Consider the following 16126-nt stretch of genomic DNA (forward strand, 5'->3'; position numbering starts at 1 on the left):
GAAACCCGTCACCGTCACCCGGACCCGCTGCGTGGCGCCGGGCGGCAGCGGCACGGTGGTCTCCTCGCCCACCGACGGGAACACCGTGGTGGTGCCGGTGTCGGTGCGCACCTGCAGGGTGCTGACCTGCGGGCCGGCGACCGGGGTCGGGATGGTCAGCGTGAGCACGCCGCGGTCGACGGGTTCGGGGAGCTCTATCTCCATCCATTCGCCGAACGCCGACCCGTACCCGCCGGAACGCCAGGCGGTCCCGGGATCACCGTCGACGGCGGCCGCGACGGAGTTCGACGGCCGCACCGGCCCGGTCTGGGCCGAGTCGGAGGCCGAGGACGACACCGCCACCCGGGCATCCCACCACCGGGCCCGGGTCAGGGGCGGATCGTCCGGCGCGACCGTGGCCGCGTAGTCGGGGACCGTCCCGCGGCTGCGCCGGGGGTCGCCGTCGGCGCGGACGGCGGACGAGTTGTGATCGAGGCGCCCGAAGTCGGTCTCGCGGTCGGTCGGCGAGTCGGTGAGAACCGGGGCGGTGGAGTTCAGCGGCCGAGGACGCGGGAACGGGTCGGAGGCCGGGTCGACCCCGGCCGCGAGGGCGTCGGCCTCGAGCAGGCGCGTGACCCGGGACGGCGAGCCGATCGAGTCCTGCGCCGCCAGCAGATCGTCCAGCCGGGACAGCGCCTCGGGCCCGCCCGCGACGACCGGCAGGTCGCGGACCTCCACAGTGTAGGGGGCCGTGGCCGACCGCGCCGGTCCGGGCGGCGTCGCGTCCGATCCCAGTCGGGAGTCGACCCGGTAGATCTCGATCGCCGGATAGGCCGGCCGCAGCCCGGAATCGGGGACCACGACCACCTCGTCGTCGTCGTCGTCCTCACTCCCGCCGTCTCCGTCCCCGACCCGGGATCCCCCGACGGGGTCGCCGAACTCGGCGACCTTCACCAGCCCCGGCGAGCCGTCGATCGCCTGGTGCACCAACGCCGGGCGCGGCGCCGCGGAGTCCTCCGACAGGTCGTTGCGCACCACCAGAAACCCCACGCCCAGCGACGCCAACGTCGCGGCCATCCCCGGCGCGGCGCGACCGTCCGCCAGCCGGCGCTGCACGGCGTCGAGGGCACGGATCGCGGGGGCCGGCTGCAGCGGCACGGAGTCGCGGACCGCCCAGGGTGTCCCGGCCAGCGGCTGCAGGGGTTCGTCGCGGGTGACACCCCACACCTGACGGCCGAACGACGCCCCGGGGACCACGAGCGCGCGGGTGGTGGCGGCCGGATCGTGGTCCCCGTCCGCGCCGGGCCGGTCCACCGGCGCGTTCTCCGACAGCCACGCGGCAGCGGCGGGCCAGTGGTCGGGCAGCGCCTCGTGGGCCCCGACCGGCGCGAGCCGCCCCAGCCACGCCGGGGCGAGAGACACGCCCGCCGCCAGCACGACGACCATCGCCACGGCCACGGGCCGGTGACGCTCGGGGTGCGACACCGCGTCGACGACCCGGGCCCGGGCGGGGCGGTCGCCGACGAGCCCCGCGAGCAGACGGGACAGCAGGTGGGCGACGCCCAGTACCAGCGGCAACCGCAGCAGCGGCTCGAACTTGTGGACGTTGCGCAGCGCGGCACCCGGGCCGTCGAGGAAGGCGCGCAGCGTCTCGGCGAGGCCGCCGCCGGCCGGTCCGACCCACGGTGCCGCCATCGCCACCAGCCCGACGGCCGCGATCACCAGCAGCCGACCGCGCGCGGGCATCCCGCGCCACAGCAGCCCCACGACCCCGGCTGCCGCGAGCGCCCCGGTCGCCAGGGCGAACACCGGCTCGCTCGTGAGGTCCGCCCCGGCGGTCCGGTCGGTCGAGACGAACGGCACCCACGTCGCGGCGCCGCGCAGCACCTCGGTCACCGAGGACCAGCGGGTGGTGACCTCGGCGGACTCGATGTGGTCGAGGAACGGCGGCGAGACCCGGCCGAGCAGCACCAACGGCACCGCCCACCACACGCACACCGCCACGGACAGCGGCATCCACCACGCGGCCAGCCGACCCCACGTGCGATTCGGACGGTGCAGGGCCCACCACAGGATCGCGGGCAGGCAGGCGGCGGCGGTGGCGACGGCGTTGACGGCGCCCATGAGCGCCAACGCGAGCGCGGCACCGGCCCCGCCCCGCCGCGGCGACATCCGCCCCTGCAGGACCCGGATGACCGGCAGCAGCACCCAGGGGGCGAGGGCGACAGGCCAGATCTCCGACGAGATCGACCCGAGATCGCCGAGCATGCGCGGCGCGAGAGCGTAGAGGACTCCCGCCACGACCCGGGTCTGGCGGGTGCCGACGCGCAGGGCGGCGGCCACGCGGACCACGCCGGTGAAGGCGACGGTGAGCACGACGGCCCACCACAGGCGTTGAGTCAGCCAGGCGGGCATCCCGACCAGGTCGAACAGTGCGAAGAAGGGCCCCTGGGGGAACAGATAGCCGTACGCCTGGTTCTGGACCTGGCCGCCGAAGGACAGCCCGGTCCAGAGGTGAGTGGCCTGGGCGAGGAAGCGCCCGGGGTCCACGACGAGGTCGTACTTGGTGTCCGGGACGACCAGGCCCGGGGCCTGGAGGCAGGCCAGCAGGAGGAAGGTAAGGAACGCGACGACCGCGTCACGCGCGCCGGCGCCGAGACGGACCCCGCTGATCACCTACGCCGGTGTGAGGGCTCGACGGCGGCGCGGGGTCAGCGCGCGCCGTATTCGACCTGGCCGAGCAGGGCCTGGTCGGCGGGCGGCTGCGCCACCTCGGGGATGGAGTTCTCGGCCATGGCGGAGCTGACTCCGAAGGCGACGATGCCGCCGAGGACAATTCCGCCGACTGCGCTGGCGAGCGCTCCGGTACCGAAGCTCATCGGGTTCTCCCTGCGGTTCACGTGACAGTGTCTTCCGGTGGTGCCGTGGAGCACACCGACGCCGGAAGAGTAGCACCCACCTCACGTCAGATCGGTGGAGCGGCTCCCATAAGTCCTTACCGGCGGGTAAGTTGGTGGCATTCGACACCGCGCCCGCCGGGAGGAGACCTGTGACCACGGGGACCAAACGCATCCCACGCGCGATCCGCGAGCAACAGATGCTCGATTCCGCGATCAGCGTGTTCTCCGATCTCGGCTACCGGTCGGCCTCGATGGACACCATCGCCCGTCACGCGAGCATCTCCAAGCCGATGCTGTACCTCTACTACGGCTCCAAGGAGGAGTTGTTCGCCGCGTGCGTGGTCCGCGAGTCCGGCCGGCTCATCGACCACCTCACCACCGCCGCGACCGGCAGCGCCGGCCCGCGGGGGCGACTCCAGGGAGTCGTCGAGGCGTTCCTGGAGTTCGTCGATGAGCACACGGACTCGTGGAACGTCGTCTACCGTCAGGCCTTCGCGGAACCCCAGTTCCGGGAGGAGGTCGAGAAGACCCGGTCGGTCCTGGTGGACCTGACCACCGACCTGCTCGAGCAGAACTCGGTCGACCAGCGCAGTCGCGAGGTGCTCGAGGTGGTCGCCACCGCCCTCGTCGGGGCGGGCGAGGCCGTCGCGGACCGCGTCGCGCACCGCTCGATCCCCCGATCGGTGGCCGCCGGGGTCGTCGTCGAGCTCGCCTGGCGTGGCCTCGCGGGCGATCCAGCGAAGTCACTCACCACCGCCACAGAGGAGAAGCCGTGACCGACTCGTCCACTGCCACCGCCCGCCGGTCCGAGGCCGCCCGGACCCTCAGCCCGGTCGATCTCGCCAAGGGTCTGCCCTCCCTCACCGCCGACCTGCCGTCGGTCCTCAACGGGTTGCGCATCGTGCGTACGTCCCGCAGCAGCCACAAGGTGTCGATCGGCCGGCGCTTCCAGAAGCTCGCGGCGGCCCGGCCCGACGCACCGTTCCTCAAGTTCCTCGGCTCCGAGGTCTCCTACGGTGAGGCCAACCGGCGGGCGAACCGCTTCGCCGAGGTTCTCAGGGCGCGCGGGGTCGAGCGGGGTGACACCGTCGGCATCTGCATGGTCAACCGCACCGAGGTCCTGCTCGCGATCCTGGGCGCGGTCAAGGTCGGCGCGTCGGTGGGCCTGCTCAACCACCAGCAGCGCGGGGAGGTCCTCGACCACTCGCAGAAGATCCTCGGATCCAAGCTCGTCCTGGTCGGCGCCGAGTGCGCGGAGGCGGTCCAGTCCGTGCCCCGCGAGAACTGGATCGGGGAGCTCGTCGCCGTCAGCTCCCAGGTCGACCTGCCCTACCGCGAGTTCACCGCCGGGCACCGTCCGGAGGAACTGTCCGACCTGACGTGGCTGGAGGACGAGCTCGAGGCGCTGGGCGACGACGTGGGTGAGGTCAACCCGCCGGAGGCCGACGAGACCGTGGGCGAGGAGACGGCGTACTACGTCTTCACGTCGGGGACGACGGGCCTGCCCAAGGCCTCGACGATGTCCCACTACCGCTGGAACAAGGCGATGGCCGGGTTCGGCCTGTCGGGTGTGCGGCTGAAGAAGGACGACGTCCTGCTCTGCCCGCTGCCGATGTACCACAACAACGCGCTCACCGTGGCCCTCGGCTGCGTCCTAGCCTCCGGGGCGTGCCTGGCGATCGAGGAGCATTTCTCCGCGACCAAGTTCTGGGACCAGGCCCGCGCGGCCGGGGCCACGGCCGCGATCTACATCGGCGAGATCTGCCGGTACCTGCTCAACCAGGACCCCGGCCCGGGCGATCGTGACCACTCCGTCCGCGTGATGACCGGCAACGGCCTGCGGCCCGAGATCTGGGACGAATTCCAGGAGCGGTTCGGGGTGGGCCGGATCTGTGAGTTCTACGCGGCCAGCGAGTGCAACATCGCCTTCGTCAACGCCTTCAACGTTCCCCGGACCACCGGTTACTGCCCGATGGACTTCGCGATCGTCGACTACGACCCCGAGACGGGCGAGCCCCGCCGCGGTGACGACGGCCGGCTGACCCGGGTGGGCAAGGGGAAGACCGGCCTGCTGATCAGCGGCATCTCCGACTCGCAGCCCTTCGACGGATACACCGACAAGGAGGCCACGGAGAAGAAGATCGTCCGCGACGCCTTCAGCGACGGCGACGCGTGGTTCGTCTCCGGTGACCTCATGCTCAACCAGGGGCTCAAGCACGCGTCCTTCGTCGACCGTCTGGGGGACACCTTCCGCTGGAAGGGCGAGAACGTCGCCACCACCGAGGTCGAGGCCGCGGTCAGTTCCCTCCCCGAGGTGGACCAGGCCGTGGTCTACGGCGTGGCCGTGCCCGACGCCGACGGCAAGGCGGGCATGGCGGCGGTGCGCCTGCACGACAAATCCGACTTCGACGGCGCGGCACTGGCCGAGCACCTACGGGCATCGCTGCCCTCGTACGCGGTGCCCCTGTTCATCCGGCTGTCCAAGGAGCTCGAACACACCTCGACCTACAAGAGCCGCAAGACCGAACTCCGCGAGCAGGCCTTCGACACCTCGAAGTTCGACGACCCGCTCTACGTGTTGTCCAAGGAGAAGGGGTACGTCCCGTTCTACGATGGCGCGGAGAACGACGTCGTCGCCGGCACCGCCTGAGATTTACTGCCTGAACCCCGGGCCGACCGGCTCCCCCGACCAGGAGGTCCCGCCGCCGCATGCCCAGCCCCCGATCGTCCGGCCGCCGCTCGCCCGGTCGCCGCGCCCGGCCCGATCTGTCCCGCCGGTCCCTGCTGGTCGGCTTGTCCGCGGTTCTCGGCGGGGCGGCGGGGTGGGCGTTGACCTCGGTGATCGCCGGGGATGACGACGACGAGGAGTTCGCCTCCGGCCAGGGTTCGGACTCGGTGGCACCGCGCCCGTACGTTGCGCCGGAGGGCGCCGTCCGGGTGCGGGAGCCCCGTCGCTTCTACTACACCGATCCGGGCGACACCGACGGCCAGACGTTCGGCGACCTGTACCTGCCCGATTCGGCCAACCCGGCGCTGCCGGTGGTGGTGCTCATCCACGGCGGAGGTTGGCGGGACTCGCTCGGCCTGGCGTACATGGAGAACCATGCGCGCGACCTGGCGTCCTTCGACGTAGCTGTGTGGAACGTCGAGTACCGCCGGGTGGACTCCGGTGGCGGCTGGCCCACCACCGTGGCGGACGTCTGCGACGCGGTGGACCACCTCGTCGAGGTCTCCGCCCGGGTCGACGACCGGCTCGACCTGCGTCGCGTGGTGGTGGCCGGGCATTCCTCCGGCGGCCATCTCGCGCTGTGGGTCGCAGGGCGGGCCCGGCTGCCGTCCTCGCTTCCGGGGTCGCGACCCGCGGTGCCCGTCTCCGGCTGCGTCTCCCTGGCCGGGGTGGCGGACCTCCTCGCGGCCGAGCGCGCCGGCGACCGCTACGTCCACGAACTCCTCGGCGGCCGGCCGGACGATCGCCGCCAGCGCTACGTTGACGCCTCGCCGACGACCCACCTGCCCACGGGCCTGCCGGTGGTGTGCGTCCACGGCCGCGACGACAAGGTCGTGCCCCCCGAGCAGTCGGAGGCGTACGTTCGGGCGGCCCGCCGCGCCGGGGACCCGGCCCGCGTCTCGCTCGTGCCGGGCGGCCACGACCCGTGGGGCGACATCACCGGCACCGTGTGGCACGACACCCGCGACACCCTGCTCTCCATGGCGCGCCGCAGTCCCAACCCGGCGGGCTAGTTCCAGCCGGTGTCCACCCGGATCCGTTCGAGCCTCCGGTACGCGATCAGCCAGCGCCCGTCCACCCGGCGGTAGCGCTCGTGGTAGTGCCCCCAGCCGTGGAGCCAGCGCTCGCGGCCGTCGACCGACCACCACAGCCGGTCCTCCATCGCCCAGACGCCGGTGGCCGTGGCCTCGCCGGTGGTCGGGTCCGGGCCCGTCAGCTCCAGCAGCGGGGTGTGCCCGTGGTGGACGCTCGTCACCGGGTTCGGCCCGTCGAGGGTGTCGCGGATCGCGGCGGTGAGCGCCTCGCGACCGCGCACCTGCGCGGCACCGCCGCTGGCGGCCCAGGATTCGCTGACCACGTCCTCGGTGTGGCACGGACCGTAGCCGTCCCACTGCTTGGTGTCCATGACGTACAGGCGGCGGGCGAAGACGGCCCGGATCGCCTCGAGGTCTGCGGCGGTGCCAGCCGACCCGACCCCGCTCACGTCGTGTAGTCGGCGTTGATCGAGATGTACTCGCGGGTGAGGTCGCAGCCGTAGACCGTGCAGCTCCCGTCGGCGGCGCCACCCTCCACTCCCAGGTCGACCGCGATGGTGACCTCCTCGGCCTGCATGATCTCGGTGAGCCGTTCGAGCTCGGCCTCGCCCGGGAACGCGGGATACGTCTCGAGGTCGCCGAACACGATCCGCACCCGCTCGGGGTCGATGTCCGTGTCGTCGTGACACTTGCCGATCGCCATCGCCACCCGGCCCCAGTTGGGGTCGGCGCCGTGCACCGCGGTCTTGACCAGTGGGGAGTTGAGGATCGCCTTGGCGACCCGCTTGGCCTGCGCGCGGTCACGCGCGCCGGTCACCTCGACGGTCAGGAGTTTGGTGGCGCCCTCGCCGTCGCGCGCCAGCTGGCGGGTCAGGTCCAGGCAGATCGCCGCGAACGCCTCGCGCAGTTCGTCCTCCCCGACCGGGTCACCCGACCCGCTCGCCAACGCGATCGCGGTGTCGGAGGTCGAGGTGTCCGTATCGACGGACAAGCAGTTGAAGGTCTCGTCCACCGCGGCCCTGAACGCGGCGTCCAGCACACCCGGCTCCACTGCGGCATCGGTGAACAGCACCGCGATCATCGTCGCCATGTCCGGTTCGATCATCCCGACGCCCTTGGCGATGCCCACGATCTCAGCCGTGCCGCCCGTCGTCGTCGTCATCTCCACCCGCGCGGTCTTGGGGTGGGTGTCCGTGGTCATCATCGCGCCGGCCAGGGCGACGGCGTCGGCATCGAACTCGGCGTCGGCCAACCCGTCGAGGTGCGTGCGCAGCAGGTCCATCGGGTAGCGCCGCCCGATGACCCCGGTGGAGGCGATGAGCATCTCCTCCGGCTCGGCGCCCACCGCGCCGGCCGCGTGCTCGAGCACCTCGCGCGCGTCGGCCATGCCCTGCTCACCGGTCGCGACGTTGGCGTTCTTGGCCACCACCACGACGCCGCGCGCCCGACCGCTCTGTGCGTTGGCGCGGCTGAGCACGACCGACGGGCCGGCGAAGAGGGACCGGGTGAACACCGCGGACGACGCCGGGGAGGGGCCGTCGTTGACGACGACGAAGACGTCATCCCCGCGCTCGCGCAGTCCGGCGGCACCCGCGCGGGCGCGGAAGCCCTGCGGGAGCGGGATCGTCTGGGCGGTGTCGGCGGCGTTCGGCGGCGTCATGGCCACCATTCTCCCCCGTACCCGCCCGCGGTGGCACCCGGGCGTCCGATGGCCCGTCTAACGCGTCCCCGCTCCCCGAGTTTTTTCGCGAATGTGACTCCCCTAACAAAAGAAAGTTCGAGAGGCTCATTATCTGCGTGGATAAAGACATGTGTGCTGTCCCGGGGGCCCCGAAACCGAGCTGTAGGTAGAAATTCCGCGATCGCTGCGTAACGTCCTCCAGCGGATTCGGGATGTACATCGCGAGTCCGAAAGCAGGACTGCACCACGAGTGCGGCGCACCCTCGCGCCGCCCGCAGACGAAAGGATCATCACATGATCGAGCAGATCTTCACCGGTTTCCTCAACTTCTTCAACAGCCTGATCGGCACCGGCTCCACCGCCGCCGAGGGCTTCGTCAACACCGGCTCCGCCGCTGCCGAGGGTGTCTACGGCACCGTCACCGGCTCGCTCGGCAACGTCGTGGGCTCGCTCTGAGCTGAGTGACGCTGGACCCGCGAGGTCCTGGTCGCATTCAACGCCGACATTCTCTTTCGAGAATGTCGGCGTTGTGCATTTATCAGCCCATTCTTCTCCCGCCTTCCGGGCTTTTCCGGGAAAGCCCGGCACGCCTTTCGGCAATGAATGTGGCGCAGATCACATTAAACCGCGAGTGCCTGCCAACCAGCGAAAGTAAAGAGCTTTCCCCGTGAACCGCCCGCGCGCGACACTGATCCGGGTGAATCCTGCTGCAGCCCTACGTAGCGTCCAGAGGTGAGTTCCCGATGAGCCCCGAGCCCACCGGGAACCACGCACACCGATCGACGCACCAGGCGTCGCATCCCCGACGAAAGGACCATCTCATGGGTTCCATCGAGACCTTCCTCCCCGGCCTCGCGACCGGCTCCAGCGCTGTCAGCACCGGTTCGCAGGTCGTCGACGGCGGTGCCGACCTGGCCGCCAACGTCCTCCAGTTCTTCGGCGGCCTCGTCAGCACGGTCACCGACGCCCTCGGTTCCTGAGCCGACGCGCCTGACGGCGCCTCGCCCGGGCCCGGCTGCGGTCGGCCCGAGTGCACCGTGAGACCGGCCCCCGCTCCGGCGGGGGCCGGTCTCCGCGTTTCCGCGACCCGTTCTGTCGCGACCCGTTCCGTCCGGAGGCGCCGGTACCGTGGAGACATGGAACTCGACCTGACCCGCCACGTCGCCGCCGACCCCGCGACCGTGTGGGCCGTGCTCGCCGACATCCCGGAGGCGCACCGCACGCTCAGCGGGGTGCAGGCGGTCGAGATCCTCACGCCCGGCCCGTACCAGCCCGGTCTGCGCTGGCGCGAGACCCGCACGATGTTCGGCATGAAGGCCACCGAGGAGATGATGGTGGTGGCCGTCGAGCCGCCGCACTCCACCACGATCGTCGCCGAAAACGGCGGCACCGAGTACAAGACCGTCTTCACTGTCACCCCGGACGCCGACGGTGGCTCGACCCTGCGGATGCGGTTCAGGGCGCACACCGCGCACGCTCCCGCGGTCTCCCGCGTCGTGATGACCGTGATGGGCCGGTTCGCGGAGAAGTCCACCCGCAAGACGATGGAGCAGGACCTGGCCGACATCGCCGCCGAGGCCGAACGCCGGGCCGCCTGACCCCCGCTTTCTCCCGACTCGCCGGGGTCCCCTAACCGCGCTGCTGGACCGCCCGGTCCCAGAGGTCCGCGACGACCTCGGCTGCCGGTCGATCGGCGTAGGCGTCGGCCTCCCGCCAGCGGGAGCCGGCCCACAGCGGCGGCACCTCGGGGTCGCCGGCCTGCGCGGCGGCCTTCCGCATGGGTCCGGTGAGCAGGTGGAGATGCGGGTACGCCGGGGGCGCGGCCGCGTCGAACTCGTCCACGAACTCGTTGACCAGTGACCGTGCGAAGCGGCCGGTGTAGCAGCGGGTCGGCCGCGACTCGGTGAACCGGGGGTCCCCGAGCGCGGCCCGGTGCAGGGCACTCGTACCCGCCTCCGGCGTGCGCAGCAGGACGGTGCCCACCTGGACCCCGTCCGCCCCGGCGGCCAGAACGGCGGCGACGTCCTCGGGCGTACTGATCCCGCCCGCCGCCACGAACTCCGTCTCCGGCAACTCCTCGCGCACCGCCCGCACCAGTGCCAGCGTCGTGATGTCGTCGGGCTCCTCCCCGACCGTCGTCGTGGACCGGTGACCGCCGGCCTCCGCGCTCTGCACCGACAGCCAGTCCGCGCCCACCTCGACCGCACGGCGCGCGTCCGCGACCCCGGCCACCGTGACGACCACGGCCGACCCCACGTCCTGCAACGCCCGGACCACCCCGGGGTCCGGGATGCCGAAGGTGAAGGAGACCACCGCGACCGGGTCCTCGACCAGGGCGTCCAGGGTGGCGTCCTGGTCGAAGTCGGTGAACTCCGGCCCCGGAGTGAGTGCGACCCCCAGCCGCTGTGCGACCGGTCCGATCGCGGCCGCGAACTCCGCCACCACGCCGGGGCCACCCGCCGCGGACAGCGCGGCGTCGGAGTCCGCGCGGTCGAGGAGGAAGACGTTGACCCCGAACGGCGCGTCGGTGAGTTCACGGACGCGAGCCATCTCCGCCCGGGTGCCGGCGGCGTCGAGGTAACCGGAGCCGATCATCGCGATCCCGCCCGCCTCTCCGACGGCGGCGATGAGCTCCGGTGTCGTGGGCCCGCCCGCCATGGGCGCCCCGATCACGGCGCGGCGCAGGTGGGACGGGAGCAGACGGGCCCGGGCGGGGCGGGAGTCGACGCGAGTCATGCCTGTGACGCTACGCCCGGGGGCACCGCCCGGCGGCGCGTGACCGCGTAGACCCCGCCCCCGACGACGAAGACGACGACACCCCCGGCCACGGATTGCCAGGGCAGACTCCCCGCCACCATCACGCACCCGATCGCGCCCAGCAGCGGAATCCACGCCGGCAGCCGCCGACGTCGCCGATCGAGACGAAGAGCCGCCGCGTTCGCGACGAGGTAGTAGGCGAGCACGGCGAAGGATGAGAACCCGATCGCCTGGCGGACATCCGCGACCAGCACGATCACCGCCACCAGTACGCCCACGCAGAGCTCGGCGACGTACGGCGTCCGCGTGGTCGGGTGCACGGCCGCCAGCGGCGTGGGCAGGTGCCGGTCGCGGGCCATCGCCAGCGTCGTCCGGGACACGCCGAGCACCCCGCCGAGCAACGCCCCGAGCGCGGCGAACCCGGCGGCGACCCGGACCAGGGTGGCGAGCACACCGCCACCGTGCTCACCTCCGCCGCCGTACTCACCTCCGCCGTGCTCACCGCCGAGCTGCGCGGCCGCGTCGAGCACAGGCGCGGCGCTGGCGGCCACCCCGCCCACCCCGAGGACGTGCACCGTGGTGGCCAACACCGCCGCGTAGACCGCGATCACCACGGAGATCGCCACGACCACCGCCCGGGGGATCGTGCGGGCGGGCTCGCGCACCTCCTCCCCGAGGGTCGCGATGCGGGCGTACCCCGCGAAGGCGAAGAAGCAGAACCCGGCGCCGCCGAACACCCCGAGGATCCGGGCGGGCCACGCCTCCGCGTCGACGGCGGGCATCGGCGCCGTCGGCCCGGTGGCGGGGGATCCCGTCGCCCATGCCACCACGACGAACGCCGCCAGGACCGTCAGCACCATCCCGACCAGGACCTTGGACGCGGTGGCAGTGCGCTGCACGCCGAGCACGGAGAGGATCGTCAACGCGAGCACCGCCGCGGCCGCGACGAGGGCGGCGTGCCCGGGCCAGATGTAGAGCCCCACGGTGAGTGCCATCGCCGCGCAGGACGCGGTCTTGCCCACCACGAAGCCCCAGCCGGCGAGGAACCCCGGTAGCGGCCCGAGGAGCTCTCGCCCGTAGACGTACGTCCCGCCCGCCGAGGGGAACTGCGCCGCCAACCGGGCCGACGACAACGCGTTGCACACCGCCACCACCGCGGCCACCGCCAGCGAGGCCCACACCAGCGAACCCGCCCGGGCCGCGGCGGGCGCGAACGCCACGAACACCCCGGCGCCGATCATCGCCCCGAGGCCCACCACGACGGCGTCCGACAATCCCAGCCTGCGTTCGAGAGTCGATGTCACCGCGCCACCATCACAGACCCTGGTGGACAGCAGGTGAACGCGCCCCCGGGCCCCTGCGCGGATCCGGTCGCCCCGCCCGGCCGGTTACATTGGACGTCGTGTCCTTCTCCCGCCGGCTCCGTGGGACGGCCGCAGTCCTCGTCGCCGGGCTGGTGCTGTCCGGGTGCGGCGCCGACGAGCCCGCTGAACCGGCGCCCGTCAGCGCTGCCGGCACTGCCGGCACTGCCGGCACTGCCGGCACTGCCGGCTCTGCCCACGACACGGCCGCCACCCCGGGGCCGCCGGCGCCACAGTGCGAGTCCCCGCTCGATTCGCTGACCCAGCGGGAGCGCATCGCGCAACTGTTCACCGTCGGCGTGAGCTCGATGGCCGATGCCCGACAGGCGGTGGAGCAGCACGGGATCGGGGGGATCTTCCTCGGCGGGGGCGTGGTGGGCGAGGTGGTCTCCGGCGACGGGCTCGCCCGGCTCCAGAACGACTCACCCCTTCCCCTGCTGGTGGCGATCGACGAGGAGGGCGGGCGGGTCTCGCGCATCGCGCCCTTCGCCGGCCCCCTGCCGTCCGCCCGGGTCATGGCCGCCACCATGACTCCCGAGCAGGTCCGGTCGGCCGCCCGGACCCGCGGTGAGTTCCTGCGCGGGATGGGCGTCACCGTCGACTTCGCCCCGTCACTCGACGTCTCCGAGCAACCGGACGGCGCGGTGATCGGCGACCGGTCCTTCTCCCCCGATCCCGCGCGCGTCGTGAGCTATGCCCGCGCCTTCGCGACCGGACTGCAGGACGCCGGCGTGACCCCGGTGTTCAAGCACTTCCCCGGCCACGGCAGGTCCTCCGGCGACAGCCACCACCAGTCGGTGACGGTGCCGCCGTTGGACCAACTCGTCCCCCACGACCTGCACCCCTTCGCCGAGCTCGCCGAGACCTCCGGTGCCGGCATGATGCTGGGCCACCAGCAGGTCCCCGGCCTGACCGGGGTGGACCGTCCGGCCTCGCTCTCCCCGGCCGCGTACCAACTTCTCCGCGACGGCCACGGCTACGGGGCGCCGCCGTTCGACGGCCCGATCTTCACCGACGACCTGTCCGGCATGCGTGCCGTCACCGACGCGTACCCCCTTCCCCGTGCGGTGGCCGAGTCCCTCGTCGCCGGCGCCGACTCCCCGCTGTGGATCACCACCACCGGGATCCCCGATGCCCTCGACGCGGTCGAGCACGCCGTGTCCGTGGGGGCACTGAGCCGGGCCGACCTCGACCGGTCCCTCGCACGCATGGCCGCCCTGCGCGGGATCCCCGGCTGCCTGGGTGGCCCCGCCACCGGGCAGGTCGACGAGGCCGGCCCACTGGCCGTGTCACTGCCCGACCTGCCCACCCCGGCCGGACTGCCCGGACTGCCCGGACCACCCGGGCTGCCGAGCCTGTCCACACCGCCCGCGGCGCCCGCATCACCCGCTCCGCCCGCGGCGCCCCGCTAGCTCCCCGGGCCCCCGGTCACCGGGTGCCCTCCGGCGTCCACACCCCCGAGCTGCCGCGACGGTGCGAGTCCACCAGATGGGTGTCGACCACCCCGATGGCCTCCATCAGCGCGTAGATGGTCACCGGCCCCACGAAGGTAAAGCCCCGGCGCTTGAGTTCCCCGGCCAGCGCCTCCGACTCCGGCGAGCGGCTGGGCACCTCGTCGATGGTGCGCGGGTGCGGGGTGGTCTCCGGCCGGTACGACCAGATCAGCTCCGCGAGCCCTCCGTCGGCCCGCAGCGCGACCACGGCACGGGCGTTGGCGACGGTGGCGTCGATCTTGCGGCGGTTGCGCACGATCCGCTCGTCGTTCATCAACCTGGCGACGTCGTCGTCGTCGAAGGCGGCGACGACGTCCGGGTCGAACCCCGCGAACGCCTCCCGGAACGCCGGGCGTTTGCGGAGGATCGTCACCCAGCTCAGACCGGACTGGAAGCCCTCGAGGACCAGCCGCTCGAACAGCCCGGCCTCGTCGTGGACGGGCATGCCCCACTCCGTGTCGTAGTACTCCCGCAGCAGCGGATCCCGCGCCGCCCAGGGAGGTCGCATCAGCCCGTCCTCGCACAGCACGGCGCCCGCGGTGGGGGCGGTGGGGGCGGCGTCGGTCGCGGTCCCGGCGACGGTGGGCGTCGAGACGTCTGCGGTGGTCGAATCGTGCGTCTGCATGGGGTCTCCCGGGTTCATCGGACCACCCGTGCGGTGGTCGCCCGTCACCCTAGGGCCGCGCTACGACAACACACCCGTTAGCTGGACGATCCGGACCGCGGCGAGGACCAGCAGAGCCACGCCCACGACGAGGGTGAGCACGCGGCCCGCCACGCGGCCGTACGACAGGAACCGGTCGATGCGGCGGGTGGCCGCACCGATCCCGCCCGAGCGGACCCGCGACAGCGCGATGATCAACCCGGCACTGGGCAGGATCGCGATGACCGCGAAGAACAGGATCTGCAGCAGCTTGGACCACCACGGGGTCTCGGCGAACGAGATGAGCACCATCCCCGCCGCGAACGGCGCCGACGTGCCGGACTGGATGACCCCCAGGACGACGCCCGTGGCCATGATCCCGAACTTCTGCAGGACGTTCTGGGTGAGCGGGCCCTCGACGTTCTCTTCCTTCGCCTCGGCCGGCCTGCGCAGGCCCATGACGGTGATGACCAGGCCGACCACCCCGAGCACGACCATCGCCCACACGTTGTGGAACAGGCTGCGGACGAGCTCCTGGTTGTTGCCGATCACCCACACCGAGATCAGCGAGAGCAGGACGATGCCGCAGAACGCACCACCGGTGAACCGGGCCGCCCGCGGGGCGAACGCGATCCCGCGGCCGGCGGACGTCAGCCACAGACCCGCGATGACGGCGAAGGCCAGGAGGTTGACCGAGTCGATCGCCGCGAAGCCCAGCAGGCTGAGGTAGTACTGCACCGGACAACCCTACCGACGTCGGCCCGGCCGGAAGCCTCGGCCGCCGTCGGGATGGCCGCCGCTGCCGGGATCGCTGCCCTCGTCGTCGTCGTTCTCGCCGTCGCTCTCGCCGTCGCCGGGGCTCCCCTCCCGCCGCGGACGGCCGAACACCGACCGTTCCCGGTGCCGGAGCACGTCGAGGTCACGCACGGTCCAGCTGCGCACGGGCGCCGGGACACGCCACTGTCGGCGCCAGGCGACCATGCGGAAGGCGAACACGAGGAACGACAGTGCGGTCGCGGCGACCGGACCCCAGGTCCCCGTCCCGACGGCGAGCGCGGTCAACGCTGCGCCGGCAGCGGCCGGGATGACGTACAGGTTGGATCCGCTGAACACGGCGGGGATCTCGTTTGCCACGACGTCGCGCAGCAACCCACCGCCCACCGCGGTGACCACTCCCAGCAGCAGCGCCGACGCGACCGGCATCCCGTGGTCCAGCGCGCGCGCCGTGCCGAAGGTGCAGAACAGTCCGAGACCGGCGGCGTCGAAGGCGACGATCAGCGTCTGCACGCGATGGATGAACGAGCCGAGCAGGTAGACGACCGCCGCCGCGACCAACGGCGGCACCAGATAGACGGGCTGCGAGAGCGACAGCGGGGTGACACCCAGCAGGACGTCGCGGATGATGCCGCCGCCGAGGCCGGCGAGCAGCCCCAACACGAGGCCACCGGTGATGTCGATGTCCTTTTGTGCCGCCAACAGGTTGCCGGACAACGCGAAGAAGAACACGCCCATCAGGTCGAACCACAGGACCAGTGACGACGTCTCCACGA

At 72.3% G+C, this 16126-nt stretch carries 15 protein-coding genes and 1 pseudogene; 7 read left to right on the plus strand and 9 right to left on the minus strand.

The window, feature by feature from the left end:
- Nucleotides 1-432: 432 nt before the first annotated feature.
- Both L8M95_RS08495 and L8M95_RS08500 read right to left on the minus strand, forming a co-directional pair.
- Nucleotides 433-2655: pseudogene (locus L8M95_RS08495) on the minus strand (alpha-(1->3)-arabinofuranosyltransferase family protein); the annotation flags it as partial.
- A gap of 35 nt (nt 2656-2690) precedes the next feature.
- Nucleotides 2691-2879, minus strand: coding sequence for a DUF2613 domain-containing protein (locus tag L8M95_RS08500; protein ID WP_396119694.1), 189 nt, complete (start codon nt 2877-2879; stop codon nt 2691-2693).
- A 149-nt stretch (nt 2880-3028) separates the two neighbouring features.
- Here L8M95_RS08500 and L8M95_RS08505 point away from each other — a divergent pair, with 149 nt between their 5' ends.
- The 3 genes from L8M95_RS08505 to L8M95_RS08515 are packed head-to-tail and all read left to right on the plus strand — an operon-like array spanning nt 3029 to nt 6620.
- On the plus strand, nt 3029-3655 hold the full coding sequence (locus L8M95_RS08505) for a TetR/AcrR family transcriptional regulator (RefSeq protein WP_260489041.1): 627 nt from the start codon (nt 3029-3031) through the stop codon (nt 3653-3655).
- Complete coding sequence (locus tag L8M95_RS08510; RefSeq protein WP_260489042.1) at nt 3652-5529, plus strand: long-chain-acyl-CoA synthetase; 1878 nt, start codon at nt 3652-3654, stop codon at nt 5527-5529. The genes L8M95_RS08505 and L8M95_RS08510 overlap by 4 nt, the downstream gene beginning before the upstream one ends.
- 59 nt (nt 5530-5588) lie before the next feature.
- Entirely contained in the window at nt 5589-6620 is a 1032-nt protein-coding gene (locus L8M95_RS08515; protein ID WP_260489043.1) for an alpha/beta hydrolase, read from the plus strand.
- Here L8M95_RS08515 and L8M95_RS08520 read toward each other — a convergent pair.
- Both L8M95_RS08520 and argJ read right to left on the minus strand, forming a co-directional pair.
- Nucleotides 6617-7090: a nuclear transport factor 2 family protein gene (locus L8M95_RS08520; protein ID WP_260489044.1), complete on the minus strand. Its 474-nt coding sequence runs from the start codon at nt 7088-7090 to the stop codon at nt 6617-6619. The genes L8M95_RS08515 and L8M95_RS08520 overlap by 4 nt on opposite strands.
- Nucleotides 7087-8301: a bifunctional glutamate N-acetyltransferase/amino-acid acetyltransferase ArgJ gene (gene argJ, locus L8M95_RS08525; RefSeq protein WP_260489045.1), complete on the minus strand. Its 1215-nt coding sequence runs from the start codon at nt 8299-8301 to the stop codon at nt 7087-7089. Before argJ ends, L8M95_RS08520 begins: the two co-directional genes overlap by 4 nt.
- A gap of 315 nt (nt 8302-8616) precedes the next feature.
- Between argJ and L8M95_RS08530 the strand changes: the two genes are divergently transcribed.
- From L8M95_RS08530 to L8M95_RS08540, 3 genes are all read left to right on the plus strand, one after another.
- On the plus strand, nt 8617-8778 hold the full coding sequence (locus tag L8M95_RS08530; protein WP_260489046.1) for a hypothetical protein: 162 nt from the start codon (nt 8617-8619) through the stop codon (nt 8776-8778).
- Nucleotides 8779-9143: 365 nt separating this feature from the next.
- Complete coding sequence (locus L8M95_RS08535; protein WP_260489047.1) at nt 9144-9302, plus strand: hypothetical protein; 159 nt, start codon at nt 9144-9146, stop codon at nt 9300-9302.
- 156 nt (nt 9303-9458) lie between these two features.
- A complete protein-coding gene (locus L8M95_RS08540; protein WP_260489048.1) occupies nt 9459-9920 on the plus strand; it encodes an SRPBCC family protein in 462 nt (153 codons plus the stop codon).
- 31 nt (nt 9921-9951) lie between these two features.
- Here L8M95_RS08540 and L8M95_RS08545 read toward each other — a convergent pair whose 3' ends face one another.
- Complete coding sequence (locus L8M95_RS08545) at nt 9952-11058, minus strand: nitronate monooxygenase family protein (RefSeq protein WP_260489049.1); 1107 nt, start codon at nt 11056-11058, stop codon at nt 9952-9954.
- A complete protein-coding gene (locus L8M95_RS08550; RefSeq protein WP_260489050.1) occupies nt 11055-12383 on the minus strand; it encodes an APC family permease in 1329 nt (442 codons plus the stop codon). The genes L8M95_RS08545 and L8M95_RS08550 overlap by 4 nt, the downstream gene beginning before the upstream one ends.
- A 98-nt stretch (nt 12384-12481) precedes the next feature.
- Here L8M95_RS08550 and L8M95_RS08555 point away from each other — a divergent pair, with 98 nt between their 5' ends.
- Nucleotides 12482-13852: a glycoside hydrolase family 3 N-terminal domain-containing protein gene (locus L8M95_RS08555; protein WP_260489051.1), complete on the plus strand. Its 1371-nt coding sequence runs from the start codon at nt 12482-12484 to the stop codon at nt 13850-13852.
- A 16-nt stretch (nt 13853-13868) separates the two neighbouring features.
- Here L8M95_RS08555 and L8M95_RS08560 read toward each other — a convergent pair whose 3' ends face one another.
- Genes L8M95_RS08560 through L8M95_RS08570 form a run of 3 tightly spaced genes read right to left on the minus strand, consistent with a single transcriptional unit; the run spans nt 13869 to nt 16124 of the window.
- Nucleotides 13869-14558, minus strand: a complete 690-nt coding sequence (locus L8M95_RS08560; RefSeq protein WP_396119700.1) for a DNA-3-methyladenine glycosylase I — start codon at nt 14556-14558, stop codon at nt 13869-13871.
- A 60-nt stretch (nt 14559-14618) separates the two neighbouring features.
- Nucleotides 14619-15314 (minus strand): hypothetical protein, encoded by a 696-nt coding sequence (locus L8M95_RS08565; protein WP_260489052.1) that lies wholly within the window; start codon nt 15312-15314, stop codon nt 14619-14621.
- 9 nt (nt 15315-15323) lie between these two features.
- A complete protein-coding gene (locus L8M95_RS08570) occupies nt 15324-16124 on the minus strand; it encodes a trimeric intracellular cation channel family protein (RefSeq protein WP_260489053.1) in 801 nt (266 codons plus the stop codon).
- Nucleotides 16125-16126: the final 2 nt, after the last annotated feature.

This window comes from Dietzia sp. B32 (assembly GCF_024732245.1).
In the GTDB taxonomy this organism is placed as follows: Bacteria; Actinomycetota; Actinomycetes; order Mycobacteriales; family Mycobacteriaceae; genus Dietzia.

Coding starts and splice junctions, on each gene's coding strand:
- L8M95_RS08515 (WP_260489043.1), top strand. CDS start 5,589: ATGCCCAGCCCCCGATCGTCCGGCCGCCGCTCGCCCGGTCGCCGCGCC.
- argJ (WP_260489045.1), bottom strand. CDS start 8,301: ATGACGCCGCCGAACGCCGCCGACACCGCCCAGACGATCCCGCTCCCG.
- L8M95_RS08530 (WP_260489046.1), top strand. CDS start 8,617: ATGATCGAGCAGATCTTCACCGGTTTCCTCAACTTCTTCAACAGCCTG.
- L8M95_RS08535 (WP_260489047.1), top strand. CDS start 9,144: ATGGGTTCCATCGAGACCTTCCTCCCCGGCCTCGCGACCGGCTCCAGC.
- L8M95_RS08540 (WP_260489048.1), top strand. CDS start 9,459: ATGGAACTCGACCTGACCCGCCACGTCGCCGCCGACCCCGCGACCGTG.
- L8M95_RS08545 (WP_260489049.1), bottom strand. CDS start 11,058: ATGACTCGCGTCGACTCCCGCCCCGCCCGGGCCCGTCTGCTCCCGTCC.
- L8M95_RS08560 (WP_396119700.1), bottom strand. CDS start 14,558: ATGCAGACGCACGATTCGACCACCGCAGACGTCTCGACGCCCACCGTC.